A 22,809-nucleotide genomic window follows, 5' to 3' on the forward strand; every position below is an offset into this window, starting at 1 on the left:
CGTTCGCGGTGCCGCTTGAGCGCTGCGCAAATGCGCAATAGATCGCCGCGCGTCTCGCCGGACGCGGAAGTGGCGATCTATCTATTTGTTATCGCATCGGATTTTTCCGAAAAGTGGATTCCACTTTTCGGTCCGATGCTATAGCTCTTGTGCTCCAAGCCAGGAGCGCCGCCATGACCACCAGTGAAGCCAGTTCCTCCGCCGCCATCGTGACGGCCGCGATCCTGGTGATCGGCGACGAGATCCTGTCGGGGCGCACGAAGGACAAGAACATCGGCTATATCGCCGAGTATCTCACCAATATCGGCATCGAGCTGCGCGAGGTCCGGGTAGTGCCGGACGTTACCGAGGAGATCGTTGCGGCGCTCAACGCCCTGCGGAGCCGCTATACCTATGTCTTCACCACGGGTGGCATCGGGCCGACCCATGACGACATCACGGCGGATTCGGTCGCGGCCGCCTTCGGCGTCAGCATCGACTACGATCCGCGCGCGGTCGCGATGCTGTCGGAACGCTTCTCGCCAGCCGAGCTCAACGAGGCGCGCATGCGGATGGCCCGAATCCCGGCCGGGGCCGAGCTGATCGCCAACGCGATCTCGAAGGCGCCGGGCTTCAACATCGGCAATGTCTATGTGATGGCCGGCGTTCCGGCGATCATGCAGGCGATGCTCGACGTCGTGGCGCCGACGTTGCGGACCGGGACGAAGATCCTTTCCGACACGGTCCGCGCCGGCCTGCGGGAGGGCGACATCGGCGGCCCGCTGGCGGAGATCGCCAAGGCTCATCCGGCGGTCTCGATCGGCTCCTATCCGTTCTGGTCGGACACCGGACCCGACACGAACATCGTCGTGCGTTCGCGCGAAACAGACAAGCTCCAGGCTGCCATGGTCGATGTGAAGGCGATGATTTCGGCTCAAAGAGCCAACAGGAATTGATCCGGGTTTCGTAGAGCATTTTTTGCTCAGTCTGACCCGTCATTGCGAGCGCAGCGAAGCAATCCAGGGGCCGCTGAGCTCTACGTCCCCCTGGATTGCTTCGCTGCGCTCGCAATGACGGCTTCCGCGATCCAGCCTGATCGAAAATCGCACCAGAGGCTGTGGATTTTTACGAAATGCGGGTCGTCTCGGCCGCAGCCCTCGGGTCCGATCTTCGATCGGCCCAAGGATAAACTCCGCGGAGAGCCGGGATCCATGCCTGAATCTTTGTCGGAAGCGCTCTGGCATGGATCCCGGGTCAAGCCCGGGATGACGGCGTGGTTCCGCGTAAAATCAGCAGACTCTAGCAAAATCGATGTGGGGAGACGCGTTTCGGGGCGGACGGCTCGGCCGAATTCTAAAGGCGAAATCTCCGGCCTCGGCTGGGGATGTTCGGCGCGTACCTCTTGTCAGGCGCGCGCCGATAGGCTTTTCGGACAGAAAACCGGCGCTTCCCGCGCCGCGACCAGCCCGGAGTGCAACGCCATGGCCGAACCGTCCTCGAACAAGGCTTTCCCGGTTTCCTGGGACCAGTTCCACCGCGACGCCCGCGCGCTCGCCTGGCGCCTCGCCGAGAAGGGGCCTTTCGAGGCCATGGTCTGCATCACCCGCGGCGGGCTGGTGCCGGCGGCGATCATCTGCCGCGAGCTGGGTCTGCGCATGATCGAGACGGTCTGCGTCGCGAGCTATCACGACTACCGCAACCAGTCCGAGCTCAGGGTGCTCAAGGACATCGCGTCGAACATCAAGGCGATCGGCGACGGCAAGGGCAAGGGCGTGCTGGTTGTCGACGACCTCACCGACACCGGCAAGACGGCGCGCGTCGTGCGCGAGATGCTGCCGAACGCGCATTTCGCCACGGTCTATGCCAAGCCCGCCGGCGTGCCGACGGTTGACACCTTCATCACCGAGGTCAGCCAGGACACCTGGATCTATTTCCCCTGGGACATGGGGCTGTCCTATGTCGAGCCGATCGCCAAGGGGCATCAGGGCTGAGAAGCCCCTTCGCCGTTCAACCCACCGAGGGTGAGCGGAAGGCAACCAGCATCCCCGTCACCACCACGGCCATGCCGACGAGTTCCGTCGGCGTGGGGCTTTCCGCCAGCAGCAGGGTGCTGGAGGTGGCGGTCACGATCGGGACCAGTGGCAGGAACAGGGTCGCCTTCGCCGCGCCGAGCGTCGCCACTGTGCGGGCGTAGAGATAGAGCGCGACCACGCCGACCAGCACGCCCTGATAGAGCGCCTGCAGCAGCAATTCGGCGAAGGGCGCCCGCGCCATATGGATCGGCAGCACCAGCGCGACGATTGCGAGCAGCGGCACCGAGAGCAGGCATGAGGCGGCGGTGACCTCCAGCGAGCTTACGCCCCAGCGCCGGGCGAGAAGCCCGAAGATCGACCACAGGCAGGCGATCAGAACGAAGAGCAGATCGCCGATCCAGGCGTCGGGACGCGACGGCGTCGCCGCCAGCGCGTCGCGCGAGAAAATGCCGATGCCGAGGACGATGATGCCGAGGCCGATCAGCCGCATCCGCCCGGCGCGCTCGCCGGTGACGAGGAAGACGAGCAGGGCGGTGAAGACCGGGATCAGGCCGGGCGAGATGATCGACGAGTGCAGGGCCGGCGCGAAATGGGCGCCGCCGACCAGGATCAGGCTGTAGAGCGGGCCGATCAGCAGCGCCACGATCCAGGCCCGCGGCCAGCCGAGCGAGCCGACCGGGAAGGGGCGCATGTGCTTCAGCGCCCAGGGCAGCAGCACGGCGGCGGCCGAGACAAAGCGCAGGATGGTGACGTCGGCCGGCGTCAGGTCGATCAGCATGGCGTGCCGCGAGACCACGGCCTGCACGCCCCAGATCAGCGAGGTCAGCAGGCCGCAGAGGATGCCGAGCCATTGCGCGCGGGTGGTCATATCGAGGCGGCCTTGTGCAATCCGGGCGAGGCGCGGCGAGCGCGGTGCCGCCGCTATGCCTTTGGGCGCTGGGCGCGGCAATGCCCCCCAGCGCAGCCCGCCCCGGCGTCCCGTCTATGCCGCGCGCTTGCCGCCTGTGACCGACGGCATCTGAATCAGCGGCAGCAGACGCGAATCTTCGACCGCTGCCAGACGGTGCCCATAGCCGGCGAGGTAGCCTTCATGGCTGGCGAAGGCGAGAAAGTTCTGCACGGAGGACTGCCTGATCAGCATGGCGCGGTCCCAGCGCTCAGCTTCCGGACCGATGAAGAACGGCCCGCCTTCACCGATGAAGAGCAGCGAACCGCCGCTCGACTCGAGATAGGGCAGGGTATGGGCGACGTAGCGGTCGAAGGCTTCCGCGCCGTTGATCGGCTGGTCCGGATCCAGCTCCGGCGTGGCGGAATAGTCGGCGATCTCCCGGAGGCGCAGGAGGTTGAGCATCACGACCTCGCCGGTGGTGTTGCGCCTGAAGAGGTCGCGGCCGGATTCCCAGCTCGGTGCGAGATAGGCGGTCATGGGTTATGCTCCGGATCGGCCGGGCCGGCGAGCAGCTTCTCCGCATAGGCGCGGATATCGGCGGGCCAGGTTCGGCTGTGTGTGGCGAAGCCTTCGCTATCGCCTGCGAAGAGGGCGCGGGACGCTTCCTCGAAACCCTCGCGATCGCCCGCCATGGCGGAGATGAAGGCATAGGCGGCAGCCTGCGCGGCGCGGGTTCGGCTGCGCCCGCCATCGTTCTTGCGTGCCTCATCGATGAGGCGTCGCAGGACCTGGGAAGCGCCGCCAGGCTGGAGGGCGAGCCAGTCCCAATGCCGCGGCAGCAGCGTGACCTCGCGCGCGACCACGCCGAGCTTGGGCCGGCCTCGCCCACGCGGCGCTTCGGCGCCGCCTGTTTCCGGCGTGGTGCGTGAGGTCTCGTCGGGTTGGGGCGCAAGCCGTGCGACGATCTCAGCATCGCTGCCGCGCAGGTCGAGATCGACGACCTTTCCGGTTGCGTCGTCGAAGACGAGGAGCGCGGCTGCAGGATCGGCTGCGAGTGCCGCCTTCACGGCGAGCGCGACGGCAGGTAGCGGGCCGCTGGCGATGCGGGTGGCGTCATGGAAGGCGGTGCTGGGCCTGGGCGAGTTTTGGGACATCGGTACTCCTCGATCGCAGGCTTATTACCCGGGTGATTTGATGTAATCAATATGACCCGGGTAAAATTTATCTGATGCGGTAGCTTGCTTCCGGCTTGCGACTGCGGTCGTCCGATGCTGCAATGCAGCACAAGCCGGCTGTGCTTACGAAGCCGGACGCGCCACGGGAGGGGCGGTCATGACCGTGACGACAAAGGAAAGCCAATCAACTCCCGGTATCGAGGTGCTCGCGGAAGAACTGCTGGGCCGGATCGAAGAGGCGCGCCACGATTCCCGCGACGATCCTTTCGGCAATCCGGTGCTGCGGGTCACGCTCTGGCTGACCCGGTTGATGGATCGCGGCGAGCTGACCATGGAAGGGGCAGGCGAGTTGGTGCGCCAGCTCGGGCGGCAGGCCCTGCGGCAACGCGCCGGGCGCGTCGCCCATTATGTCGGGCTCGACAAGGATGAGGCGGCGGTCTTCGCCGTGCTGGCAGAGGGGGCGGCCGGGGCGGCTGCTTCCTTCGAGGATTTCCAGCAGGCTGTGGAGCGCGCGCGCTTTGCCGCCGTGTTCACCGCGCATCCCACCTTCGGCATGGCGCGCCGGCTCTGCCATGCGCTCGCCGATCTCGCCTCTGGCGGCAGCGCGGGGGAGGCGGTCGTCGGGGAGGCCGATCTCAGCTTCCGCCCCGATGGCCGGATCACGCTGCAGGACGAGTTCGAGCAGGCGCGCTACGCCGTGCGTCACGCCCGCGACGCCATCGACCGGCTGAACGCGGCGTTCTTTGCCGTCGCCCGCGAGCGCTGGCCGGAGCGCTGGACCGGGCTCGCGCCGAAGCCGGTCACGCTCGCCTCCTGGGTCGGCTGCGACACGGACGGGCGCACCGATATCGGCTGGTGGGACACGCTGCGCTACCGACTGGAATCGAAGAGCGGGCAGTTCGCGCGCATCCTCGAAAAGCTGCCGCGCGTGCCGGCGGCTGAGCCTGTCCATGCGCTGGTCGGCGCGGCACTGGCGGCGGTGGAGCGCCAGCTCGCGCTGGCGCCGCCCATCGGCACGCAGCCTTCGCTGCAGGCCTTGCAGGCCTTCGCGCTTGCGCTGGTGCATGAGCGCGAGACCGCGCTGCCGGAAGCCTCCCGCCTGATCGAGGCGCTCGACGGTGCCCTGGCCGCTGCTCCCGACGACGCGACACGGCTCGTGCTTGCGCAGATCCGGGCGGGCTGCCTCGCCCATGGCGTCTCGATCGCGCTGCCGCATTTCCGGCTCAACGCCTCGCAGCTCCACAATGCGCTGCGCTCGGTCATTCCGCTGGAAGAAGAGCCGGGCGAGCCGGCGCAGCGGCGCGCCTTCCTCGCTGCGGCCAACACGGCGCTCGGCAAGATCGAGCCGGTCGCGGTCGATTTCGGGGCGCTGGCGGCCGAGCGGGCCTCGGCAGCGCGCATGATGATGACGATCGCGCAGATCGTGAAGCATGTCGACGGCACCAAGCCGGTGCGCTTCCTGATTGCGGAAACCGAGACGGGCTACACGCTGCTCTGCGCACTCTGGCTCGCCAGCCGCTTCGGCATTGCCGATCGGGTCGAGATATCGCCGCTGTTCGAGACGTCGGACGCGCTGGAGCAGGGGCCGCGCATCATCGACGAGGCGCTGCGCAGCCCGCATTTCCGCGACTATCTCAAGCGCCACGGCCGGCTATGCATCCAGTTCGGCTATTCCGATTCCGGGCGCTATATCGGGCAGGTCGCCTCGACCTTCTGGGTCGAGCGGCTGCGTATCCGCATCGCCGAGCTGCTCGCGCGCTACAAGCTCGCGGATGTCGAGCTCGTCATCTTCGACACCCATGGCGAGTCGGTCGGCCGCGGCGCCCATCCCGACAGCCTGTCGGACCGGTTGGCCTATCTCGACCCGGCCTATGCACAGCAGGCCTTCGCCCGCGCCGGCATCAGGACGGTGCGCGAGACCAGTTTCCAGGGCAGCGACGGCTATCTGCTGTTCGGCACCCCGCAGCTGGCTGGTGCGACCATCGGGCGGATTGCCGAGGCGGTCTTCGCGCCGGCGCAGGCGGTGGACGACCCGATCTATGACGAGCCGGATTTCGCCAGCGAGTTCTTCCAGACCGTGCGCGAGGAGATGAACGCGCTGGTCGACGATCCCGGCTATGCGGCGCTGATCGGCACTTTCGGCCCCTCGCTGCTCGACAAGACCGGTTCGCGCCCGGCCGCGCGCCAGTCGGAAGGGGCGGGGCCGACGCGCATCCGCCATCCGCGCGAGCTGCGCGCCATCCCCAACAACGCCATCCTCCAGCAGCTCGGCTGGATGGCGAACAGCATGCACGGCGTCGGCCATGCCGCCTCGCGCTCGCCGGACCTGTTTCGGGCCATGCGCGAGCGTTCCGAACGCTTCGATCGCGCCTATCGTCTCGCTGCCTATGCCATGGCGCATAGCGACCTCGACGTGCTGCGCGCCTATCTCGACTCGCTCGATCCCGGCAGTTGGTTCGATCGGGCACGCCGGACGGTGCGGGAAGGGCGGCGCGAGGAATTGCTGGCGGTAGCCGAGGCGCTGTCGCGGCTGGAACTCGCGCCGGCGCTACGCCGCCTGTTCTGGCGGCTGTCGGCCGATGCGCTGAAGCTCAAGGTGGCGGCCGAGGATGCCCCGCAGATGCCGGTTCGCCTCGCGGCGCTCCACGCTCTCCGGCTCGCGGCCATGCATCGGATCTGGCTCGCCTGCGTCCATATCCCGGATTTCCGGCCGCATGCGGGGCTGACGCGCGAGGCGCTGATCGAGCGGCTGCTGCGCCTCGACGTGCCGGCCTGCCTGGCACTCTTGGCCGAGATCTTCCCGCGCGATCCGGACCCGACCATCGGTCTCGATTTCGGCGAGCCGCCCGGCCCGCGCGAAGGAGGCACCTATGAGGCCCTGCATCGCGACGTCTTCGCACCGATGCTGGCGCTGTTCGAGCTGATCCGGGAGATATCCGGCGCGATCCAGCATGAGATCGGGGCGTTCGGGTAGCGTGGCACCGTCATGCTCGGGCTCGACCCGAGCATCTCCTGACCGAGATTCTCGGGTCCGCACTTCGCTTCGCCCGAGAATGACGCGGAGGTTCGGCCCTTTCGCTTTGAAACCGGCGCCGATCTCACTAGTTTGACCGGCAGAGGAAATGCCGACCGGGAGACGCGCCAGACATGGCCGCCACCAGCTTCGACGCCGCAGGCGCGCGGATCACGATCTTTCGCGCGCTGCTTCAGACCATCGCCCGCCACGGCAAGGGCGGCGTCGCGCTGGAAGACCCCGAGCGCCAGCCGATTACCTATGGTCGGCTCGTGCTCGGCGCGCTGGTACTGGGGCGCAAGCTTTCGGCGCTGACGGCGCAGCGCGAGCATGTCGGCGTGCTGCTGCCGAACATGCAGGGCATGGCGGTGACGCTGTTCGCGCTCTTCGCCTATGGCCGTGTGCCGGCGCTGCTCAACTTTACCGCCGGCGTCCGCAACCTGCGGGCGGCGGCCGAGGTCGCGCAGCTCAAGACCATCGTCACCTCGCGCCGCTTCGTCGATCAGGGCAAGCTCGACGAGGAGGTCGCGGCCTTGGGTGAAGGGCGGCGCATCGTCTACCTCGAAGACGTTCGCAAGGAGATCACCAGCTTCGACAAGGCGCTCGGCGCGCTGCAGAGCCTGCTGCCAGGGCTCGTCCACCGCTCCTATGAAGCGCAGCCCGACGAGACGGCGGTGATCCTCTTCACCTCGGGCACCGAGGGCAAGCCGAAGGGCGTGGTGCTGAGCCATGCCAACATCGTCTCGAATGCGCGGCAGGTCTTCGCCCATGCCGCCGGAGCCATCTCCGAACGCGATGTCTTCATGAACCCGCTACCGGCCTTCCACTCCTTCGGGCTGACCGCCGGAATGATGGTGCCGCTGCTGCACGGCATGAAGGTCGTGCTCTATCCGAGCCCGCTGCACTACAAGCAGGTGCCGAAGCTGATCGGCGACATGAAGGCGACCTTCCTGCTCGCGACCGACACCTTCCTGCAGGGTTATGCGCGCGCGGCCGAAAAGAACGATCTCGGCAGCGTGCGCTACGTCGTTGCCGGAGCGGAGCGGGTGAAGGCCGAGACCAAGCGGATGTGGGAGCCCTACGGCACCACCATTCTCGAAGGCTATGGCTGCACCGAGTGCTCGCCGGTGCTCGCCGTCAACACGCCGGCGGCCATGCGCGAGGGCACGGTCGGCCAACTCCTGCCCGGCATCGAGGCGAAGCTGGAACCTGTCGAGGGCATTCATGAGGGCGGGCGGCTCACCGTGCGCGGGCCGAACGTCATGGCCGGTTATCTCGACCCGGAGCAGCCGGGCCGCATCATCCCGCCGGAGGGCGGCTGGCACGACACCGGTGACATCGTCGTGATCGAGGACGGCTTCGTCGCGATCCGTGGCCGGGCCAAGCGTTTTGCCAAGCTCGGTGGCGAGATGGTCTCGCTCGCGGCGGTCGAGACCATGATCGCCAAGCTCTGGCCGGACCAGAACCATGTCGTGGTCGGGCTGCCTGATCCGCGCAAGGGCGAACAACTCATCCTCGTCACCGAGAAGCCCGATGCCGACCGCGCCACGCTGCAGGAGGCGGCCAAGGCACAGGGTTTCCCGGAACTCTGGGTGCCGCGCGCGATTCTGGTGACGTCGTCGATCCCGGTGCTCGGCAACGGCAAGATCGACTATGGCGCAACCCGAGAGCTCGCCGCCTCGCGGCGCTCGCTGCTGTAAAGCCACATTTGTAATGTTGTTGCAGCGCATGATGATTCCGGCCTCGATCCTCGCCACGCTGCGCGTCGCGGCGCTTGCGCCCGCCCTCTCGCTCGCGAGCCCGGGCGATCTGGCCGCCCAGAGCCCCGGAAACACCTATGTCCGGCGCGACGAATGCATCGCGGGCGGGCTGCTCAGCGCAGAACAGTGCGAGGTCGCCTATCGCAACGCCCGCGCCGAGTTCGAGCAGCGGGCGCCGCGCTACGCCACACGCGCGGCCTGCGAGCGTGCCCACAAGCGCTGCGGGGCGCAGGTCGTCTCGGCCGGCGGCTGGGAATCCTTCGGCAAGGGCGGCGCGACCTATGTGCCGCGTTTCGTCGGCGTCAGGGTGACGGGCGAGGGCGCGGCCAGGCGGGCCCTGCCTGTGGTCGACGGCAGCGCCAAGGTCGCCTTCGTCGGGCGCCCGGTGACGGAATTGCAGGACAAGGTCGCGGGCCGGCAGGGCGTGATCGGGCTTGCCAGCAGCGTCGGCCGCGGCGCACATCGCCATTCCGGCCAGGCCTCCGGCACCTATGTCAAGCGCGGCGACCGCGACGACACGGTGCGCGTCCCGATGGAGGAGAAGAGCATCGGTGCGGACGTAAAGCCCGGGCTCTATGTCGATCCCGACGGCGTCGAGTGGTACAAGCCGGCGCGTCCGCACTGAGGACCGGCTGCAAGCGCCCTGTGCGAAGGCGGGCCGGAGGCTTGCGCGCACCGTGCCCGCCCGCTATCGCTGTGACGCCTGCGGACGTGGCGAAACTGGTAGACGCACGAGACTTAAAATCTTGCGCCTTCAAAGGCTTGCGGGTTCGAGTCCCGCCGTCCGCACCACGGTTGCATCGAGACGATTCACCCGCGGCCAGTTCTAGAGCATTTCCGCGGTTCTCCGAATCGCGAAAATGATCCAAGTCTTTGTTTTATCGCATTTTCTTCACGCGAACCGGTGTCCACTTCGCTCGAAAATACTCTAGGCGGTCGGCTGCGGTGCCAGCCAGTCGCGGTATTTGGTCGCGAAGTTCTGGACACGACGATCGATCGGGTCGGGCAGGAAGGCCGCGTCGAGCATGGTTCCGCCAATCCCCTGGCCGGCCAGCGCGGCAGCGCGGAATTCAGGGTGAGCCAGGAGCACCGCGCCGGTCTTCGCGTCGACCACCGCGATATCGGCAACCATCTCGTGGCCTCCGCCCACAACCACGCGCTGGATGGCCGAGGCGATGTAGAGCCGACGCAGATTGATGTTGATTTTCACCGGGCGGTGACCGTTCAGGACCGGCTTCAGCTGCTGCTCGAGAGCGTTGCTGATCTTGGCGGAAGCCAGCTTGGCGACAAAGGCGCGTGCTTCGGGCGTCTTGGAGAGTTCTTCGGATTCGGTCTCCGGCCGCCCCTTGGATCTCGCATAGGCGCGGTCCCCGTCGCCCCACCACAGGGTCGCAGCGGCGTCGGTTTCGACATGGATGCTTGCGAGGCGGAAGGTTTCGACGTCCCGCTGCGACAATGGGTTTTGCATGGTGGCGCAGCCAGCAAGAGCAAACGCTAATCATGATCGCCCCCTTGGATCAGTAGCTGGCGTAATGCAGCACTCGTCAGATTCGCCAGCCCGACGAATGGAGGAGACAGGAGCTTTGGGGGGTGTCTCCGGCGGGCGCCAGCAGAACCTTCGACGGAGGGATTTCTCAACCGGCTCGAATGATCACGCTCAGGTTGTTCGCTGGCATCTCGATGACTTGCGGGGCGCCGAAACCGTTCGCCTCGGCAAGGGCCGCAATCTCTTCGAGGTCGCGCAGGCCCCATTCCGGATCGCGGCTGCGCAGGCTTTCGTCGAAGGCTGCGTTGCTCGGTTCGAGCGGCCGGCCGGGCCGGCGGTAGGGGCCGTAGAGATAGAGCGGGCCGCCGGGCTTAAGCAGCCGTCCCGCCTGGCGAAAGAGGCCCTCGGTCGCGCTCCAGGGCGAGATATGGATCATGTTGATGCAGAGGATGGCGTCGGCGGCCTCGATCGGCCATTGCGGAGCGCTGGCATCGAGCATCAATGGCGGCAGGATGTTGGATAGCCCGGACCCTTGCGTCCAGGCCGCGATGCTCGCTAGCGCGTCGGGAGCGGGATCGCTCGGCTGGAACGTCAGGGTCGGCAGGGCCGCCGCGAAATGGACGGCATGCTCTCCGGAGCCGCTCGCAACCTCCAGAACGAGCCCGGAAGGCGGCAGCACCTGGCGCAGCACGTCGAGGATCGCATCGCGATTGCGCTGGGTAGCCGGCGCCTGCAAGCGCCGGTCGGTGCCAGGCTGCTTTCCCTGCGTCGGCTGCCAGAAACTCGGCCTCGTCATGGTTCGCTCACGATTCTTTCGTCTGGCTTATCGCGTTCATGCAATGATCCGCTATAAGGGGCGTGGAAGCGGGCTGCCAAATGTCGCAGCGCCGCAGCAAACGGATTGGTTTTGTTAACCGAAATCCTGATCGTCCTGGCGCTGACGATCGTCAATGGACTTCTCGCCATGTCTGAGCTCGCCGTTGTCTCGTCACGGCCGGCTCGCCTCAAGGTCCTCAGCGACCAGGGCAACAAGGGCGCCGCGACCGCGATACGCCTGGCCGAAGACCCCGGCCGTTTCCTCTCCACCGTCCAGATCGGCATCACGCTCGTCGGCGTGCTCTCCGGCGCCTTCTCCGGCGCCACGCTGGGCGCGCGCCTGTCGGAATGGCTCGGCACCCAGGGTTTTTCGCCGTCGGTGTCGGACACGCTCGGCGTCGGTATCGTCGTCGTCGCGATCACCTATCTGTCTCTGATCCTCGGCGAGCTCGTACCGAAGCAGATCGCGCTGCGCGACCCCGAGCGCGTGGCGGCGCGCGTCGCTCCGGCGATGTCGTTGATGTCGAAGATCGGCGCGCCGCTCGTCTATCTGCTCGACATCTCCGGCAAGACGGTGCTCGCCTTGCTCGGCCAGAAAGGCGAGACCGAGGAAAAGGTCACCGAGGAAGAGGTGCGCACTATCATCGCCGAAGCCGAGACCGCCGGCGTGCTGGAGCGCGACGAGCGTGAGATGATCGCGGGCGTGATGCGTCTAGCCGACCGCTCGGCGCGCGCCCTGATGACGCCGCGCCGCGAGGTCGAGGTGATCGATCTGTCCGACAGCGCCGAGGAGCTGCGTCAGCAGCTCAAGGACACCCGCCGCTCGCGCCTGCCGGTTCAGGACGGCGAGTCGGATTCGATCGTCGGCGTCGTGCTGGTGAAGGATCTCATCGACTTCCTCGCCGCCGGCGAGATCGAGGAACTGCGCCGGCATGTCCAGGACGCCCCGGTGGTGATGGACACCGCCGACTCCCTGCATGTGCTGCGTGAGATCCGCTCGAGCCGCGTGCATATGGCTGTGGTCTTCGACGAGTACGGCCATTTCGAGGGTATCATCACCCCGGGCGACGTGCTGGAGGCGATCATCGGCGCCTTCCAGGAGGAGGAAGAGGACGAGCCGGCCATCGTGACGCGCGCGGACGGCTCCTATCTCGTCGCGGGCTGGATGCAAGTCGACGAATTCTCGCATGAACTCGGTATCCCGATCCCCCGCGACGCCGACTTCCAGACCGTCGCCGGCTTCATCCTGGCCGAGATGAACCATCTGCCGAATGTCGGCGAAGCCTTCGACAAGGGGCACTGGCGCTTCGAGGTCGTCGACCTCGACGGCCGTCGCATCGACAAAATCCTCGTCAGCCGGATCGAGTGAGCTTCAGAGCCGGCTCTCACTCAAAAGAGAAGACTGTCTTGCCGATCAGCCTGCGCTTGCAAGCTGATCGGAACGGGTCCTAGCGGCGTGGCTCGTTCGGCTCGATGATGCGGTATTCCGCATCGATCACCTCGATCCGGTCGGCCCGCTGCGGCCCGCCGGCGAAAGGATCGGCGCGGTCGAAGCCAGCCGCCTTCAGCTTGGCCTTGAGCCGCCAGACCGCGATCGCGCCGGCCACGGCGACGACCGGGATCAGGATCAGGGCGAGGCTCGCCGCGACCAGGAACAGGGTGATGCCGACGACGAAGCTCGCCGCCATGGCGAGCCATGCGGCCCAGCGCGGCATCGCGCGGGTGCGGCCAGTGAGCTGCTCGTAAAGATTGACGCGGATCATCTCTCTTTCCATCCCTCTCCGGACCTACAGATAGGGATGGAATGCGGCATTGACGAGATCAGTTAGATCGCTGCGCGTCCGATCGGACGCGATAACAGTAATCTATCTATTTGTTATCGCGTCTGATTTTTCCGAAAAGTGGATTCCACTTTTCGGTCCGATGCTATATGTCGCGCCAGTCGTAGAGCCAGCCATAGCGGTTGCGCAGCCCGTCCGGGCCAAGCCGCTTCAGCGCGAAATCCCGGGCCATGCTGAGCGGCCAGCCCAGATGGTAGTTGCGGCCGTTGCCGCGGCTTTCCTCCTGCACGCGGGCGACGCGCTGGGCGCGGGCCTTGGCATAGGCTGAAAACGCGGCCGGCACGCTGGCCGCGCCATCGCTGCCCAGTGCCTCGGCGAGCAGGCGCGCCAGCACGGTGGCATCCTCGATCGCGAGAGAGGCGCCCTGGGCCAGGAAGGGCAGGATCGGGTGGGCGGCATCGCCCATCAGTGCGATCCGGCCCTTGGCCATGGCCGCGGGCTTGCGGTCGAACAGCGACCAGACCTGCCAGCCCTGCGCCGCGCCGGTGAGCTCGCGTAGCGGGGTTGAGGCGCCGGAGAGATGCTCGGTGACGACGCTGCTGTCGCCATCGCGCGACCAGCCCTCGCGGGCTTCCTTGGCCTGGCGCACGACGACGATGTTGATCTCCTTGCCGCCGGCGACGGGGTAATGCACCGCATGCCGGCCGGGGCCGAGATGGAGCGTCACGCGCGGCTTGTCGGCGGCGCGGGCGGGAACGACGGCGCGCCAGGCCTCATAGCCGGTGAAGACCGGCGGCGAGGCATCGCCGGTGAGGTCGCGGACGCGCGACCACAGCCCGTCGGCCCCGATCAGCCCGAGGGCTTGAATGGTCTCGCCATTGCCGTTCTGCCCGCCGAGCCGGACCGTGACGCCGTTCTCGTCCTGGCTCACCTCCTCAACGCCGCGGCCGACCATCAGGCGGATGTTCGGCATGGCGCGGGCGGCGTCGAGCAGGACGGTGTGCAGGTCGTTGCGCTTGAGCATGCGGAACGGCGTCGGCATGCGCTCCGCGCTGGAGGGCATCTCCAGCACCTGGGAGCCGTCGCGCCAGCGCCGGATCATCAGCCCGTGCGAGGAGACGCTGACGCGCTTCAGCGGCAGCGTGAGGTCGAGCGCATCGAGCACGCGGCCGGAGTTGGAGGTGATCTGGAGGCCTGCGCCCGTTTCGCCGAAGCCGGTGCGCTTCTCGACGACGGTGGCGGCGATGCCGCGCCGGGCGAGCGACAGCGCCATGGTCAGCCCGCCGATGCCGGCGCCGGCGATGACGAAGTGAGGAGCAGACACAGGCGATGCCCTTGATCGATGGCGCCGGGGAGGGCGCGGGTGCCCCTCAGAACCCGCGCTTTAGAGCATTTCCGCGTTTCTCCGAATCGCGGAAATGCTCTAGGTTTTTGTTTGATCGCATTTTCTTCACGCGAACCGGTGTCCACTTCGCTCGAAAATGCTCTAGCAGAACGAGCTTCAGGCCGCCTTGGCGGTGTCGTGCCAGGCGCATTCCGGCGGGGTGCATTCGGCGCCCTTCAGCGACGGCTCGTATTTGAACAGCGTCGAGCAGTAGGGGCAGATGATCTCGTTGTCCGAGCCCATGTCGAGGAAGACATGCGGGTGGTCGAAGGGCGGCTTGGCGCCGATGCACATGAACTCGCGGGCGCCGACATGGATGACGGCGACGCCGGGATCGTTGTGAAAATGCGGAATGCCGGTCGCGGCCATGGTCGTCGCTCTTCAGAAGCTGGAATTCGCGCGCAACCTATCCCGTCAGCCGGCGGGACGCCAGTGCGCGATTTGCATCAGCGCACGCGCAGGCAGGCCTGGGCGAACTCGCTCAGGCGGGCGCCATCCTCCGGCGTGAGCAGGTCGTCGAGCGCCTTCTGCCAGAGCTGCTCGCGCTTCAGCTTGTCGATGGTGCAGGCGCAGACGGCGCGGCAGAGCTGCTCCGGCACGTCGGACCCGCAACTGCGCTGGCATTCGGCCCGGAAGGCGCGCTCGGCCGGAGGCGGCGGCGGATGGAGCTGCATCATCAGGGTCAGGGCGGCGATGAAGACCGGCTGATGGACGAGATAGACGAGCAGGCTGTGGCGTCCGCCCCAGGCGGCGATTCGCGCCGGGAGCATGCGAGGGCGCCAGGCGGCGAGTCGCGTGCCGGCCAGGCGCGGCAGCAGCAGGCGCGCCAGCACGATCCCCGTCAGCACGCAGCCGAACCAGGGGAAGACCGGCACGAAATCGGCCGTCTGGAGCGGCGCGTGCGAGAAGCCGAGCCAGGCCAGCCAGGGTTCGTCGAGCCGCGGATGGGCAATGAGGCTCGGCAGCGCAAAGGCAAGCGCCGCCGACAACGCCACGGCGGCGATCGGCAGCCGCAGGAAGGGCAGGGCCAGCACGCTTGCGAGCGCGATGTGGTGGAGGATGCCGAAGAAGATGAAGTTGCCGGGGATCGCGAACCAGGTGCCGAGTGAGACCAGGGCGGCTGCGCCGGCAACCATCGCGAGGCGCTTCAGATAGGCGCCGCGGTTCAGGCCCTTGCGCGTCGCCAGCACCAGGCTGAAGCCGACGATGACCAGGAACGAGCCTGCGATGCAGCGGGCGAAGAGCCGCCAGCCCGGCTCGGCGACGACGTCGGTCTCGATCAGCCCGAAGAAGGAGAGATCATAGGCGAAGTGGTAGACGAACATCGCCAGCAGCGCGATGCCGCGCGCCATGTCCACGAAGGCGAAGCGGGGCGATGGCGTCGTCGCGGAGGCGGTTGGCGCGCTGGGGGCGGTTTGGCTCATGGTGACAGTTCATAAGCAAGCCGCGCCGCAGCGGCTACCCAAAGCGGGGTGCCGTGGCTTTCCTTCTCCCCTTGCGGGAGAAGGTGGCGCGCCGCGCAGCGGCGTGACGGATGAGGGGTCGCACTGCGTTTTCCGTCATTGCGAGGAACGAAGCGACGAAGCAATCCAGAGGGACTGGGTAGAACGCTTGAGCCCAGCCCCCCTGGATTGCTTCGCTACGCTCGCAATGACGGAAGCGTTGCGCGACCCCTCATCCGGCCCTGCGGGCCCCCTTCTCCCGCAAGGGGAGAAGGGGGAGAAGGGATCGCGTCGCGCATGTCGTCCGGAACGGTGGTGTGGTTCCGTCACCGGGCATGATGTTGTAGAGGCACGGCATGCAGAGCTTTTCCTCCGACGGCGTGAAGATCGCTTTCATCGATCTGGCCCCCACCGGCGACACGCCGCAGCATCGGACGGTGGTGCTGGTCCATGGCTTCGCCTCCTCGCACATGACCAACTGGGTCAACACGCAGTGGACGAAGACGCTGACCCATGCCGGTTACCGTGTCGTCGCGCTCGACGACCGCGGCCATGGCCAGAGTGAGAAGCTCTACGATCCCGCCGCCTATTCCTCCGAGATCATGGCCGAGGATGTGCGCCGCCTGATGGACCATCTCGACATCCCGCGCGCCGCGGTGATGGGCTATTCGATGGGCGCGCGCATCTCGGCGCATCTGGCGCTGGCGCATCCGCGCCGGCTCGATGCGCTGCTGCTTGGCGGGCTCGGCATTCATCTCGTCGAGGGAGTGGGGCTGCCGCTCGGTATCGCCGATGCGATGGAGGCGCCTTCGCTCGATGTGCTGACCGACCCGATGCAGCGCATGTTCCGCGCCTTCGCTGAGCAGACCAAGAGCGACCTCAGGGCGCTCGCCGCCTGCATCCGCGGTTCGCGCCAGACGCTGACCGCGGAACAGGTCGGGCAGATTTCGATGCCGACGCTGATCAGCGTCGGCACGAAGGACGATGTTTCGGGCTCCGGCCCGGAGCTCGCGAAGCTCATTCCCGACGCGGAATCCTTCGCGATCGAGGGGCGGGACCACAACCTCGCGGTCGGTGACAAGAGCCACAAGCAGGCCGTCCTCGACTTTCTCGCGCGTTTGTGAGAACGTCCCGGATGAATAGAGGCACTCTGGAAAAGCGGGCGACGCCAATGTGTTGTCGACGTTCCCTGAAAAACTGAATCCGCTGCCTCGCTTTTCGATTCAACTTCGTTCGGCCTGAGCCTTTGGTGCGGACGCCAGCTTGCGGCTAGGCTGTCCTCCTGCCGACGATCCTTTCCGGAGAATGATCATGCCGTCAGGGCGCTCTGCCGTGGAAGCACGCGATCTCAAAACCGGCCTCGACCGGCTCGACCCTCTCTGGTCCCGCCTGCGTGGCGAGGCCGAAGCGGCGGTCGCCGCCGAGCCGGCGCTCGGCACGCTCATCGTCGCCTCGATTCTCAATCAGCCGTCGTTCGAATGCGCGGTTGCCCATCGCGTTGCAGCCCGGCTCGGCCATCCGGCCGTGACGGCCGATCTGATCGAGCAGGGTTTCACCGAGGCGATGGCCGATGACGCGGCGATCGGTGCCGGCATGCGCGCCGACGTGATGGCGGTGCTCGACCGCGATCCGGCCTGCTACCGCGTGCTCGAACCGGTGCTGTTCTTCAAGGGCTTCCATGCGCTGCAGTGCCACCGCCTCGCGCATTGGCTCTGGACGCGGGATCGGAAGGATTTCGCGCTCTATCTGCAGGCGCGCTCCTCGGAGGTCTTCCAGACCGACATCAACCCGGCCGCGCAGATCGGCAAGGGCGTGTTCCTCGACCATGCCACCGGCCTCGTCGTCGGCGAGACGGCAGTGATCGAGGATGATGTCTCGCTGCTGCATGGCGTCACGCTTGGCGGCACCGGCAAGCAGGGCGGCGATCGCCATCCGAAGATCCGCAAGGGCGTGCTGATCGGCGCGGGCGCCAAGATCCTCGGCAATATCGAGGTTGGTCAGTGCAGCCGCGTCGCGGCGGGCTCGGTCGTGCTGGCGGCGGTGCCGCGCAACAAGACCGTGGCGGGCGTGCCGGCCAAGGTGGTCGGTGAAGCCGGCTGCGCCGAGCCGTCGCGCTCGATGGACCAGATCCTCGAAGGCGATTGCGGCGCTTATATCTGAGCCGCACCCTCCACCGAACGGGCGAGCCATTCCACGATTTCGCCCCGGCGGGCATGGGCGCCGGGGCCGATGGCCGGCGTGAGCGTCAGCCGGTCAGGCGTCGGCATGGCCTGCGCGAAAGGCGCGACGAGCCGCCCGCTCGCCAGATGAGGGGCGACGAGGCTCATCCGGCCCATCAGCACACCGGAACCTGAGAGAGCGGCCTCCAGCGCCAGGCTGTAGAGCGAGAAGGCTGGGCCGCGCCCGGCGTCGATCCGCGCCTCCGGCAGCGCGAAAGCGAACCAGCGCGTCCAGTCGCTGCGCCAGACGGCGTCGTGCAGCAGCGTCTGCCGAGCTAGATCGGTGGCGGAGGTGATCTGGCGGGCGAGGGCCGGGGCGCAGACCGGCAAGATGGCGTCATCGCCCAGTTGGAGAGCGCCCCCCTCCGCCGCTTCCCGGTAGAACAGCGAGAGATCATAAGGCTCCCGGCGCGGATCGGGCGGCTCCTCCATCGCAGCGAGCGAGATCTGCAGGCCCGGGAAGGCCTGCTGCAGCGCCGGCAGGCGCGGCGAGAGCCAGAGCTGGGCGAGACAGGGCAGGGCGGCGATGGCGAGCGGGCGGTGCGGCTCGGCCTCGCGCAGGGCCTGGACGGCCTGGCCGAGCATGTCGAAGCCGCGCGTCAGCCGCGGCAGCGCCTCGCGCGCCGCATCCGTCAGGGCGACGCCCTGCGCCAGCCGGCGGAAGACCGGAAAGCCGAGCGTCGCTTCGAACTGCCGGATCTGCTGAGTCACGGCGCCAGCGGTGACGCCGAGTTCGTCCGCAGCCTTGGTGAAGCTCTCCAGCCGCGCCGCCGCCTCGAAGGCACGTAGCGCGTTGAGCGAGGGCAGACGTGGGCGGGGCGGCTTGACGGGCACGGCGGGCATCCGGTTCGAGGCTGAGATTTTCTCAGCCTGCGAGCGAGGAATACTCGTTTGCGCGCGGCGCGGCAAACCGCTGTTATGCCGGGAACCAGCGAGAGCGGAGGGACGGCAGCATGACGGCATTGGGCAGGCGCGATTGGGTGCCGCAGGCGAGCGAGGACTATGTGCTCAAGATCGCAGGTGAGACGGCGAGCCAGCCGCTCGACGCGATCGCGGCGCGGATCGACGCGCTCGCAGCCGAGAACCGCACCATCCATGAGCGCGACTGCGTCAATTTGAACCCCGCCACCAATGTCATGAACCCGAAGGCTGAGGCGCTGCTTTCGGCCGGGATCGGGGCGCGGCCCTCGCTCGGCTATCCCGGCGACAAATACGAGATGGGGCTGGAGGCGATCGAGCAGATCGAGATCATCGCCGCCGAACTCGCGGCCGAGGTCTTCGGCGCAAAATATGCCGAGATCCGCGTGCCCTCCGGCGCGATCGCCAATCTCTACGCCTTCATGGTCGCAGCCAAGGCTGGCGACTGCATCATCGCGCCGCCGGGCGAGATCGGCGGCCACGTCACCCATCACGGCGCGGGCGCCGCCGGGCTCTATGGCATCGTTACCCATCCGGCGCCGATCGACCCGGTGAACTACACGGTCGATGTCGAGAAGCTGCGGGCGGATGCGCTCAGGCTCCGGCCGAAGCTGATCTCGATCGGCGGCAGCCTCAACCTCTTCCCGCACCCGATCCGCGAGATCCGCGCCATCGCCGACGAGGTCGGTGCGCTCGTGCTGTTCGACGCGGCGCATATGTCCGGCATGATCGCCGGCCATGGCTGGCAGCAGCCGCTGGAGGAGGGCGCTCACCTGATGACGATGAGCACCTACAAGAGTCTTGGCGGGCCGCCGGCGGGACTGATCGTGACCAACGATGCGGAGATTGCGAAAAAGCTCGACGCCATCGCCTATCCCGGCCTCACCGCCAATTTCGACGCGGCGAAATCGGCCTCGCTCGCGGTCTCGCTGCTCGACTGGAAGGCGCATGGCCGTGCCTATGCGCAGGAGATGGCGAGGACCGCGAAGGCGCTGGCCGAAGCGCTCACTGAGCGGCAGGTGCCGGTCTTCGCCCGCGACCGCGGCATGACGACCTCGCATCAGTTTGCGATCGAGGCCGCGGCCTATGGCGGCGGGCAGGCGGCCGCGAAGACGCTGCGCGCGGTCAACATCCTGTCCTGCGGCATCGGCCTGCCGCTGCCGGCGCTCGCGGGGGACGTCAACGGGCTCAGGCTCGGCACGCCCGAGATCGTGCGCTTCGGCATGACCGCGGCCGATATGCCGGAGCTGGCGGGCTATATCGCGGAAGGCCTCAATGGCTCACGTTCGGCCGCGGCCATAGCCAGAGACGTGACTGCTTTCCGCGGACGATTCCGGGAACTGCATTTCATGCGCTAAGATGAGTTCCGGAGGCAGGAGCTCATGAGCATCGACATCAGGCTCGAGCGGCCGGGCGACGAGGCCGAAATCGCGGAGGTCACGGCGACGGCCTTCGCCAAGGCGCAGCACAGCAGCGGCACGGAGGCGGCGATCGTCTCCGGCCTGCGCGCGGCGGGGGCGCTGAGCCTTTCGCTCGTCGCCGTCGAGAGCGGTGGTGTCATCGGCCATGTCGCGTTCTCGCCGATCGAGATCGCAGAGGCGATGGGCGCCTGGTACGGGCTCGGGCCAGTCTCGGTCTTGCCCCTGCGGCAGCGTCGCGGGATCGGCGGAGCGCTGATCGAGGAAGGGCTCGCCCAGTTGCGCGCGAGCGGCGCGGCCGGCGTCGTGGTGCTGGGCGATCCGGCCTTCTACCATCGCTTCGGTTTTGCCAGCGATGGCGGGCTGCGGTTCGGCGATGTCCCGCCAGCCCAGCTGCAATGGCTGGCCTTCAAGGCGGTGACGCCGCGCGGCGAGGTGCGTTACCACCCGGCCTTCGGCTGAAGACGGCCTTGCCGTGCAGCCTCAGGAGTCGCCGGCTGGCGCGAAGAAGCAAAGCAATTCGCCCGCATCGTTGATGCAGAGATGCCAATGCCCGTCCGGCGACGGAGTGGCCTTGTCATAAGGGATTTCGAGCCTCAGGGTCGTGCGACGCTCCTTCGGCCACATCGGATGCTCGCCGGGCCGGACAATTACGGTGAAGCCGCCACGGATTTCTCGCACGGCCTCGGGCTCAAGCGGCGCGCAGTCGGCGCCGGAGCAGCAGTAGAACGGATAGTCCCAGCGGCTTGGCGCCTGATGGGGGAGTGCGCGCGTCGCTCCCACGGCAAGCAAAGCCGCCACGGCGAATGAAGCGATCACACGCATCGGCCGGCCCTCACAATTAAAATGCGGCGCAAAGGCGGCGAATGCGTGGCGGGGGGCGCGGCGAGATGCGTTATTCCGGGACGCGGCGAACGCCCCTGTCCAGGGTCTCGTATCGAGAACGCGGGGGCGCCGTCAGACCTCTTTGACCGCTCCATAGCGCGCCAGCATCTCGGCGCGCATCTCCTCCTCGCCGACCACGCGGCCGCCGCCGAGGCGGACGGAGCGCACGGCGCCGGTCTCGTCGCGCTGGAGTTCCGCCATCTCGCCCGGACTGCTGAAGCCCGAAGCGCGGGTGACGCGGCCGCGATCGGGCGCTTCCAGCGTGATCTCGGGGGCGTCGAGGAAGGGCGTGAGCAGCGCCGGGGCGGTAACGAGCACCTGCTTCCCGACCGGGACAAGGTCGTTCGCACCCCAGATGCTCCACCAGCGGCCGACCCAATCCCGCGCTTCCGCCGGTGGCGCGCCGCGCTCGGCGAAGGTCTTGAGGATATGGACGACGCCGTCCAGCCAGGGATGGGCGAGGCCGTCGATGGCGTTGGTCAGCACTGTGACGGTGAGGTCCTGCTCGCGGAAGACGCAGGTGCGGGTGATGAAGCCCTGAAAGCCGCCGGAATGCCCGAACCAGCGCCAGGCGCCTTCGCCGCCGGAGATGGTGCCGAGGCCGTAATGGCGCCCGAGGCTTGCTTCGTCGTCCGGCCAGAGGCGCCGCGTCATCTCCCGGCGGCTGAGGGCTGAGAGGATGCTGGTCGCGGCCTTCGGCGAGAGCTGCGCGAAATAGCGCGCGACATCGGCGGCCGTGGCGACGAAGCCGGCGGCCGAGGTCATGGCGTGGCCGGGATTGTCGGCCGGGATGACGACGCGCCGGCCGAGCGGCTGGATGCCGCTATGACCCTTCGCCATCGGGCGGTGGCCCCAGAGCTCGATATCGGCCTTGGTTTCGAGCAGCCCGACCTTGGCGATGACCTCGTCGGTGATCCATTCGCTGTAGCTCAGCCCCGTAACGGCCTCGATGACGAGGCCGAGCAGGGCGAAGCCGTGATTGGAGTATTTGAAGCGCTGCGAGCCGGGGTAGACCGGCGCCACGGCGAGGTCGGCGAGCAGCTCCGCCTTGCTGCAATAGGGCTTGCGGTCGAGGAACTGGCCGCTGTCCGGCCCGTCGCGGGTGAGGCCGGCGCTGTTGGAGAGCACCTGCTCGATGGTGACGGCGGCGATCTCGGGATGGAGCCCGTCGATGAAGCGGCCGACCTTGTCGTCGAGCCGCAGCCGGCCGTCCTCGACCAGGCGCAGGATGCCGGCCGAGGTGAAGCTCTTGGAATGGGAGGCGATGCGGAAGCCGTGTCGCGGCGTCAGCGCTTCGCCGGTTGCGAGGTTCGCGCTGCCGAAGGCGGCTTCGAGCACGATGTCCGTGCCGCTCGCGATCGCGACGGCGCAGCCGGGCTGGTCATGGTGGCGGCGCTGGAAATCGAGCCAGCTCGCGACATAGGCGAGGGCGGGGGCAAGCCATGGCTTCATCGGTCGGCATCCGTCACGGTTGCAGCACGGCGCCAGCATCGCACGATTCCGCCGGCGGCCGGCAAGCCGTGGAGATGTGGGGCGGGCATGTCCGGGGCGGCGGCTTTCGCTTGCCCTTCACGGCCTGCCGTGGCATCGCTCCCGGCCAATCGAAAGGAC

22 protein-coding genes and 1 tRNA gene are annotated in these 22,809 nt (G+C 67.6%); 11 read left to right on the top strand and 12 right to left on the bottom strand.

What is annotated here, in order from left to right:
* Positions 1 to 173: 173 nt before the first annotated feature.
* Positions 174 to 935: a competence/damage-inducible protein A gene (locus tag FQV39_RS00515; RefSeq protein WP_149128530.1), complete on the top strand. Its 762-nt coding sequence runs from the start codon at positions 174 to 176 to the stop codon at positions 933 to 935.
* Between the two features lie 525 nt (positions 936 to 1,460).
* Positions 1,461 to 1,970 carry a xanthine phosphoribosyltransferase gene (gene gpt, locus FQV39_RS00520; RefSeq protein WP_149128531.1) on the top strand — a complete coding sequence of 170 codons (510 nt, stop codon included), beginning with the start codon at positions 1,461 to 1,463 and terminating at the stop codon, positions 1,968 to 1,970.
* Between the two features lie 16 nt (positions 1,971 to 1,986).
* Here gpt and FQV39_RS00525 read toward each other — a convergent pair whose 3' ends face one another.
* The 3 genes from FQV39_RS00525 to FQV39_RS00535 form a co-directional block, all read right to left on the bottom strand.
* The gene (locus FQV39_RS00525) at positions 1,987 to 2,880 is read right to left on the bottom strand and encodes a DMT family transporter (RefSeq protein ID WP_149128532.1); all 894 of its coding nucleotides are present in this window, start codon (positions 2,878 to 2,880) and stop codon (positions 1,987 to 1,989) included.
* 114 nt (positions 2,881 to 2,994) lie between these two features.
* Positions 2,995 to 3,438, bottom strand: coding sequence for a DUF1330 domain-containing protein (locus FQV39_RS00530; RefSeq protein ID WP_149128533.1), 444 nt, complete (start codon positions 3,436 to 3,438; stop codon positions 2,995 to 2,997).
* Positions 3,435 to 4,055, bottom strand: coding sequence for a DUF2239 family protein (locus FQV39_RS00535; RefSeq protein WP_149128534.1), 621 nt, complete (start codon positions 4,053 to 4,055; stop codon positions 3,435 to 3,437). The genes FQV39_RS00530 and FQV39_RS00535 overlap by 4 nt, the downstream gene beginning before the upstream one ends.
* 178 nt (positions 4,056 to 4,233) lie before the next feature.
* On the opposite strand from FQV39_RS00535, the gene FQV39_RS00540 reads away from it, so the two are divergent.
* From FQV39_RS00540 to FQV39_RS00555, 4 genes are all read left to right on the top strand, one after another.
* Positions 4,234 to 7,050 carry a phosphoenolpyruvate carboxylase gene (locus FQV39_RS00540; protein ID WP_149128535.1) on the top strand — a complete coding sequence of 939 codons (2,817 nt, stop codon included), beginning with the start codon at positions 4,234 to 4,236 and terminating at the stop codon, positions 7,048 to 7,050.
* A 173-nt stretch (positions 7,051 to 7,223) separates the two neighbouring features.
* Positions 7,224 to 8,789, top strand: coding sequence for an AMP-binding protein (locus tag FQV39_RS00545; RefSeq protein WP_149128536.1), 1,566 nt, complete (start codon positions 7,224 to 7,226; stop codon positions 8,787 to 8,789).
* A 28-nt stretch (positions 8,790 to 8,817) separates the two neighbouring features.
* Positions 8,818 to 9,474 carry a DUF1190 domain-containing protein gene (locus FQV39_RS00550; RefSeq protein WP_149128537.1) on the top strand — a complete coding sequence of 219 codons (657 nt, stop codon included), beginning with the start codon at positions 8,818 to 8,820 and terminating at the stop codon, positions 9,472 to 9,474.
* Positions 9,475 to 9,554: 80 nt separating this feature from the next.
* A tRNA-Leu gene (locus FQV39_RS00555) sits at positions 9,555 to 9,641 on the top strand.
* A 136-nt stretch (positions 9,642 to 9,777) separates the two neighbouring features.
* Here the strand turns inward: FQV39_RS00555 and FQV39_RS00560 are convergent.
* Both FQV39_RS00560 and FQV39_RS00565 read right to left on the bottom strand, forming a co-directional pair.
* The gene (locus FQV39_RS00560; protein WP_149128538.1) at positions 9,778 to 10,317 is read right to left on the bottom strand and encodes a DUF6778 family protein; all 540 of its coding nucleotides are present in this window, start codon (positions 10,315 to 10,317) and stop codon (positions 9,778 to 9,780) included.
* A 166-nt stretch (positions 10,318 to 10,483) separates the two neighbouring features.
* Complete coding sequence (locus tag FQV39_RS00565; RefSeq protein ID WP_149128539.1) at positions 10,484 to 11,131, bottom strand: DUF938 domain-containing protein; 648 nt, start codon at positions 11,129 to 11,131, stop codon at positions 10,484 to 10,486.
* Between the two features lie 126 nt (positions 11,132 to 11,257).
* Here FQV39_RS00565 and FQV39_RS00570 point away from each other — a divergent pair, with 126 nt between their 5' ends.
* Positions 11,258 to 12,520 carry a hemolysin family protein gene (locus FQV39_RS00570; protein WP_187640296.1) on the top strand — a complete coding sequence of 421 codons (1,263 nt, stop codon included), beginning with the start codon at positions 11,258 to 11,260 and terminating at the stop codon, positions 12,518 to 12,520.
* Positions 12,521 to 12,599: 79 nt separating this feature from the next.
* On the opposite strand, the gene FQV39_RS00575 is transcribed toward FQV39_RS00570, so the two are convergent.
* The 4 genes from FQV39_RS00575 to FQV39_RS00590 all read right to left on the bottom strand — a co-directional run bounded on the left by FQV39_RS00575 (position 12,600) and on the right by FQV39_RS00590 (position 15,740).
* Positions 12,600 to 12,914, bottom strand: a complete 315-nt coding sequence (locus FQV39_RS00575; protein ID WP_149128540.1) for a hypothetical protein — start codon at positions 12,912 to 12,914, stop codon at positions 12,600 to 12,602.
* Positions 12,915 to 13,077: 163 nt separating this feature from the next.
* Positions 13,078 to 14,256, bottom strand: coding sequence for an FAD-dependent monooxygenase (locus FQV39_RS00580; RefSeq protein WP_149128541.1), 1,179 nt, complete (start codon positions 14,254 to 14,256; stop codon positions 13,078 to 13,080).
* 177 nt (positions 14,257 to 14,433) lie between these two features.
* Complete coding sequence (locus FQV39_RS00585; RefSeq protein WP_149128542.1) at positions 14,434 to 14,685, bottom strand: zinc-finger domain-containing protein; 252 nt, start codon at positions 14,683 to 14,685, stop codon at positions 14,434 to 14,436.
* A gap of 77 nt (positions 14,686 to 14,762) precedes the next feature.
* Positions 14,763 to 15,740 carry an acetyltransferase domain-containing protein gene (locus tag FQV39_RS00590; protein WP_149128543.1) on the bottom strand — a complete coding sequence of 326 codons (978 nt, stop codon included), beginning with the start codon at positions 15,738 to 15,740 and terminating at the stop codon, positions 14,763 to 14,765.
* A gap of 374 nt (positions 15,741 to 16,114) precedes the next feature.
* Between FQV39_RS00590 and FQV39_RS00595 the strand changes: the two genes are divergently transcribed.
* Positions 16,115 to 16,882 (top strand): alpha/beta fold hydrolase, encoded by a 768-nt coding sequence (locus FQV39_RS00595; RefSeq protein WP_149128544.1) that lies wholly within the window; start codon positions 16,115 to 16,117, stop codon positions 16,880 to 16,882.
* Positions 16,883 to 17,069: 187 nt separating this feature from the next.
* Positions 17,070 to 17,918, top strand: coding sequence for a serine O-acetyltransferase (cysE, locus tag FQV39_RS00600; protein ID WP_149128545.1), 849 nt, complete (start codon positions 17,070 to 17,072; stop codon positions 17,916 to 17,918).
* On the opposite strand, the gene FQV39_RS00605 is transcribed toward cysE, so the two are convergent.
* Entirely contained in the window at positions 17,909 to 18,811 is a 903-nt protein-coding gene (locus tag FQV39_RS00605) for a LysR substrate-binding domain-containing protein (RefSeq protein ID WP_248313186.1), read from the bottom strand. The two genes, cysE and FQV39_RS00605, sit on opposite strands and share 10 nt — an antisense overlap.
* A 119-nt stretch (positions 18,812 to 18,930) precedes the next feature.
* Here FQV39_RS00605 and FQV39_RS00610 point away from each other — a divergent pair, with 119 nt between their 5' ends.
* Both FQV39_RS00610 and FQV39_RS00615 read left to right on the top strand, forming a co-directional pair.
* A complete protein-coding gene (locus FQV39_RS00610; protein ID WP_149128546.1) occupies positions 18,931 to 20,253 on the top strand; it encodes a serine hydroxymethyltransferase in 1,323 nt (440 codons plus the stop codon).
* 30 nt (positions 20,254 to 20,283) lie between these two features.
* The gene (locus tag FQV39_RS00615) at positions 20,284 to 20,775 is read left to right on the top strand and encodes a GNAT family N-acetyltransferase (protein WP_149133581.1); all 492 of its coding nucleotides are present in this window, start codon (positions 20,284 to 20,286) and stop codon (positions 20,773 to 20,775) included.
* 21 nt (positions 20,776 to 20,796) lie between these two features.
* Here the strand turns inward: FQV39_RS00615 and FQV39_RS00620 are convergent, their stop codons facing one another.
* Positions 20,797 to 21,138, bottom strand: a complete 342-nt coding sequence (locus FQV39_RS00620) for a hypothetical protein (RefSeq protein ID WP_149128547.1) — start codon at positions 21,136 to 21,138, stop codon at positions 20,797 to 20,799.
* 132 nt (positions 21,139 to 21,270) lie between these two features.
* Positions 21,271 to 22,650, bottom strand: coding sequence for a serine hydrolase domain-containing protein (locus tag FQV39_RS00625; protein WP_149128548.1), 1,380 nt, complete (start codon positions 22,648 to 22,650; stop codon positions 21,271 to 21,273).
* Between the last annotated feature and the right edge of the window lie 159 nt (positions 22,651 to 22,809).

It is taken from the genome of Bosea sp. F3-2 (assembly GCF_008253865.1).
GTDB lineage: Bacteria > Pseudomonadota > Alphaproteobacteria > Rhizobiales > Beijerinckiaceae > Allobosea.

Excerpts from the sequence above, each read along its gene's own strand:
- FQV39_RS00515 (WP_149128530.1), top strand. The coding sequence starts at position 174 with ATGACCACCAGTGAAGCCAGTTCCTCCGCCGCCATCGTGACGGCCGCG.
- gpt (WP_149128531.1), top strand. The coding sequence starts at position 1,461 with ATGGCCGAACCGTCCTCGAACAAGGCTTTCCCGGTTTCCTGGGACCAG.
- FQV39_RS00525 (WP_149128532.1), bottom strand. The coding sequence starts at position 2,880 with ATGACCACCCGCGCGCAATGGCTCGGCATCCTCTGCGGCCTGCTGACC.
- FQV39_RS00530 (WP_149128533.1), bottom strand. The coding sequence starts at position 3,438 with ATGACCGCCTATCTCGCACCGAGCTGGGAATCCGGCCGCGACCTCTTC.
- FQV39_RS00535 (WP_149128534.1), bottom strand. The coding sequence starts at position 4,055 with ATGTCCCAAAACTCGCCCAGGCCCAGCACCGCCTTCCATGACGCCACC.
- FQV39_RS00540 (WP_149128535.1), top strand. The coding sequence starts at position 4,234 with ATGACCGTGACGACAAAGGAAAGCCAATCAACTCCCGGTATCGAGGTG.
- FQV39_RS00545 (WP_149128536.1), top strand. The coding sequence starts at position 7,224 with ATGGCCGCCACCAGCTTCGACGCCGCAGGCGCGCGGATCACGATCTTT.
- FQV39_RS00550 (WP_149128537.1), top strand. The coding sequence starts at position 8,818 with ATGATGATTCCGGCCTCGATCCTCGCCACGCTGCGCGTCGCGGCGCTT.
- FQV39_RS00560 (WP_149128538.1), bottom strand. The coding sequence starts at position 10,317 with ATGCAAAACCCATTGTCGCAGCGGGACGTCGAAACCTTCCGCCTCGCA.
- FQV39_RS00565 (WP_149128539.1), bottom strand. The coding sequence starts at position 11,131 with ATGACGAGGCCGAGTTTCTGGCAGCCGACGCAGGGAAAGCAGCCTGGC.
- FQV39_RS00575 (WP_149128540.1), bottom strand. The coding sequence starts at position 12,914 with ATGATCCGCGTCAATCTTTACGAGCAGCTCACTGGCCGCACCCGCGCG.
- FQV39_RS00585 (WP_149128542.1), bottom strand. The coding sequence starts at position 14,685 with ATGGCCGCGACCGGCATTCCGCATTTTCACAACGATCCCGGCGTCGCC.
- FQV39_RS00590 (WP_149128543.1), bottom strand. The coding sequence starts at position 15,740 with ATGAGCCAAACCGCCCCCAGCGCGCCAACCGCCTCCGCGACGACGCCA.
- FQV39_RS00595 (WP_149128544.1), top strand. The coding sequence starts at position 16,115 with ATGCAGAGCTTTTCCTCCGACGGCGTGAAGATCGCTTTCATCGATCTG.
- cysE (WP_149128545.1), top strand. The coding sequence starts at position 17,070 with ATGCCGTCAGGGCGCTCTGCCGTGGAAGCACGCGATCTCAAAACCGGC.
- FQV39_RS00610 (WP_149128546.1), top strand. The coding sequence starts at position 18,931 with ATGACGGCATTGGGCAGGCGCGATTGGGTGCCGCAGGCGAGCGAGGAC.
- FQV39_RS00620 (WP_149128547.1), bottom strand. The coding sequence starts at position 21,138 with ATGCGTGTGATCGCTTCATTCGCCGTGGCGGCTTTGCTTGCCGTGGGA.
- FQV39_RS00625 (WP_149128548.1), bottom strand. The coding sequence starts at position 22,650 with ATGAAGCCATGGCTTGCCCCCGCCCTCGCCTATGTCGCGAGCTGGCTC.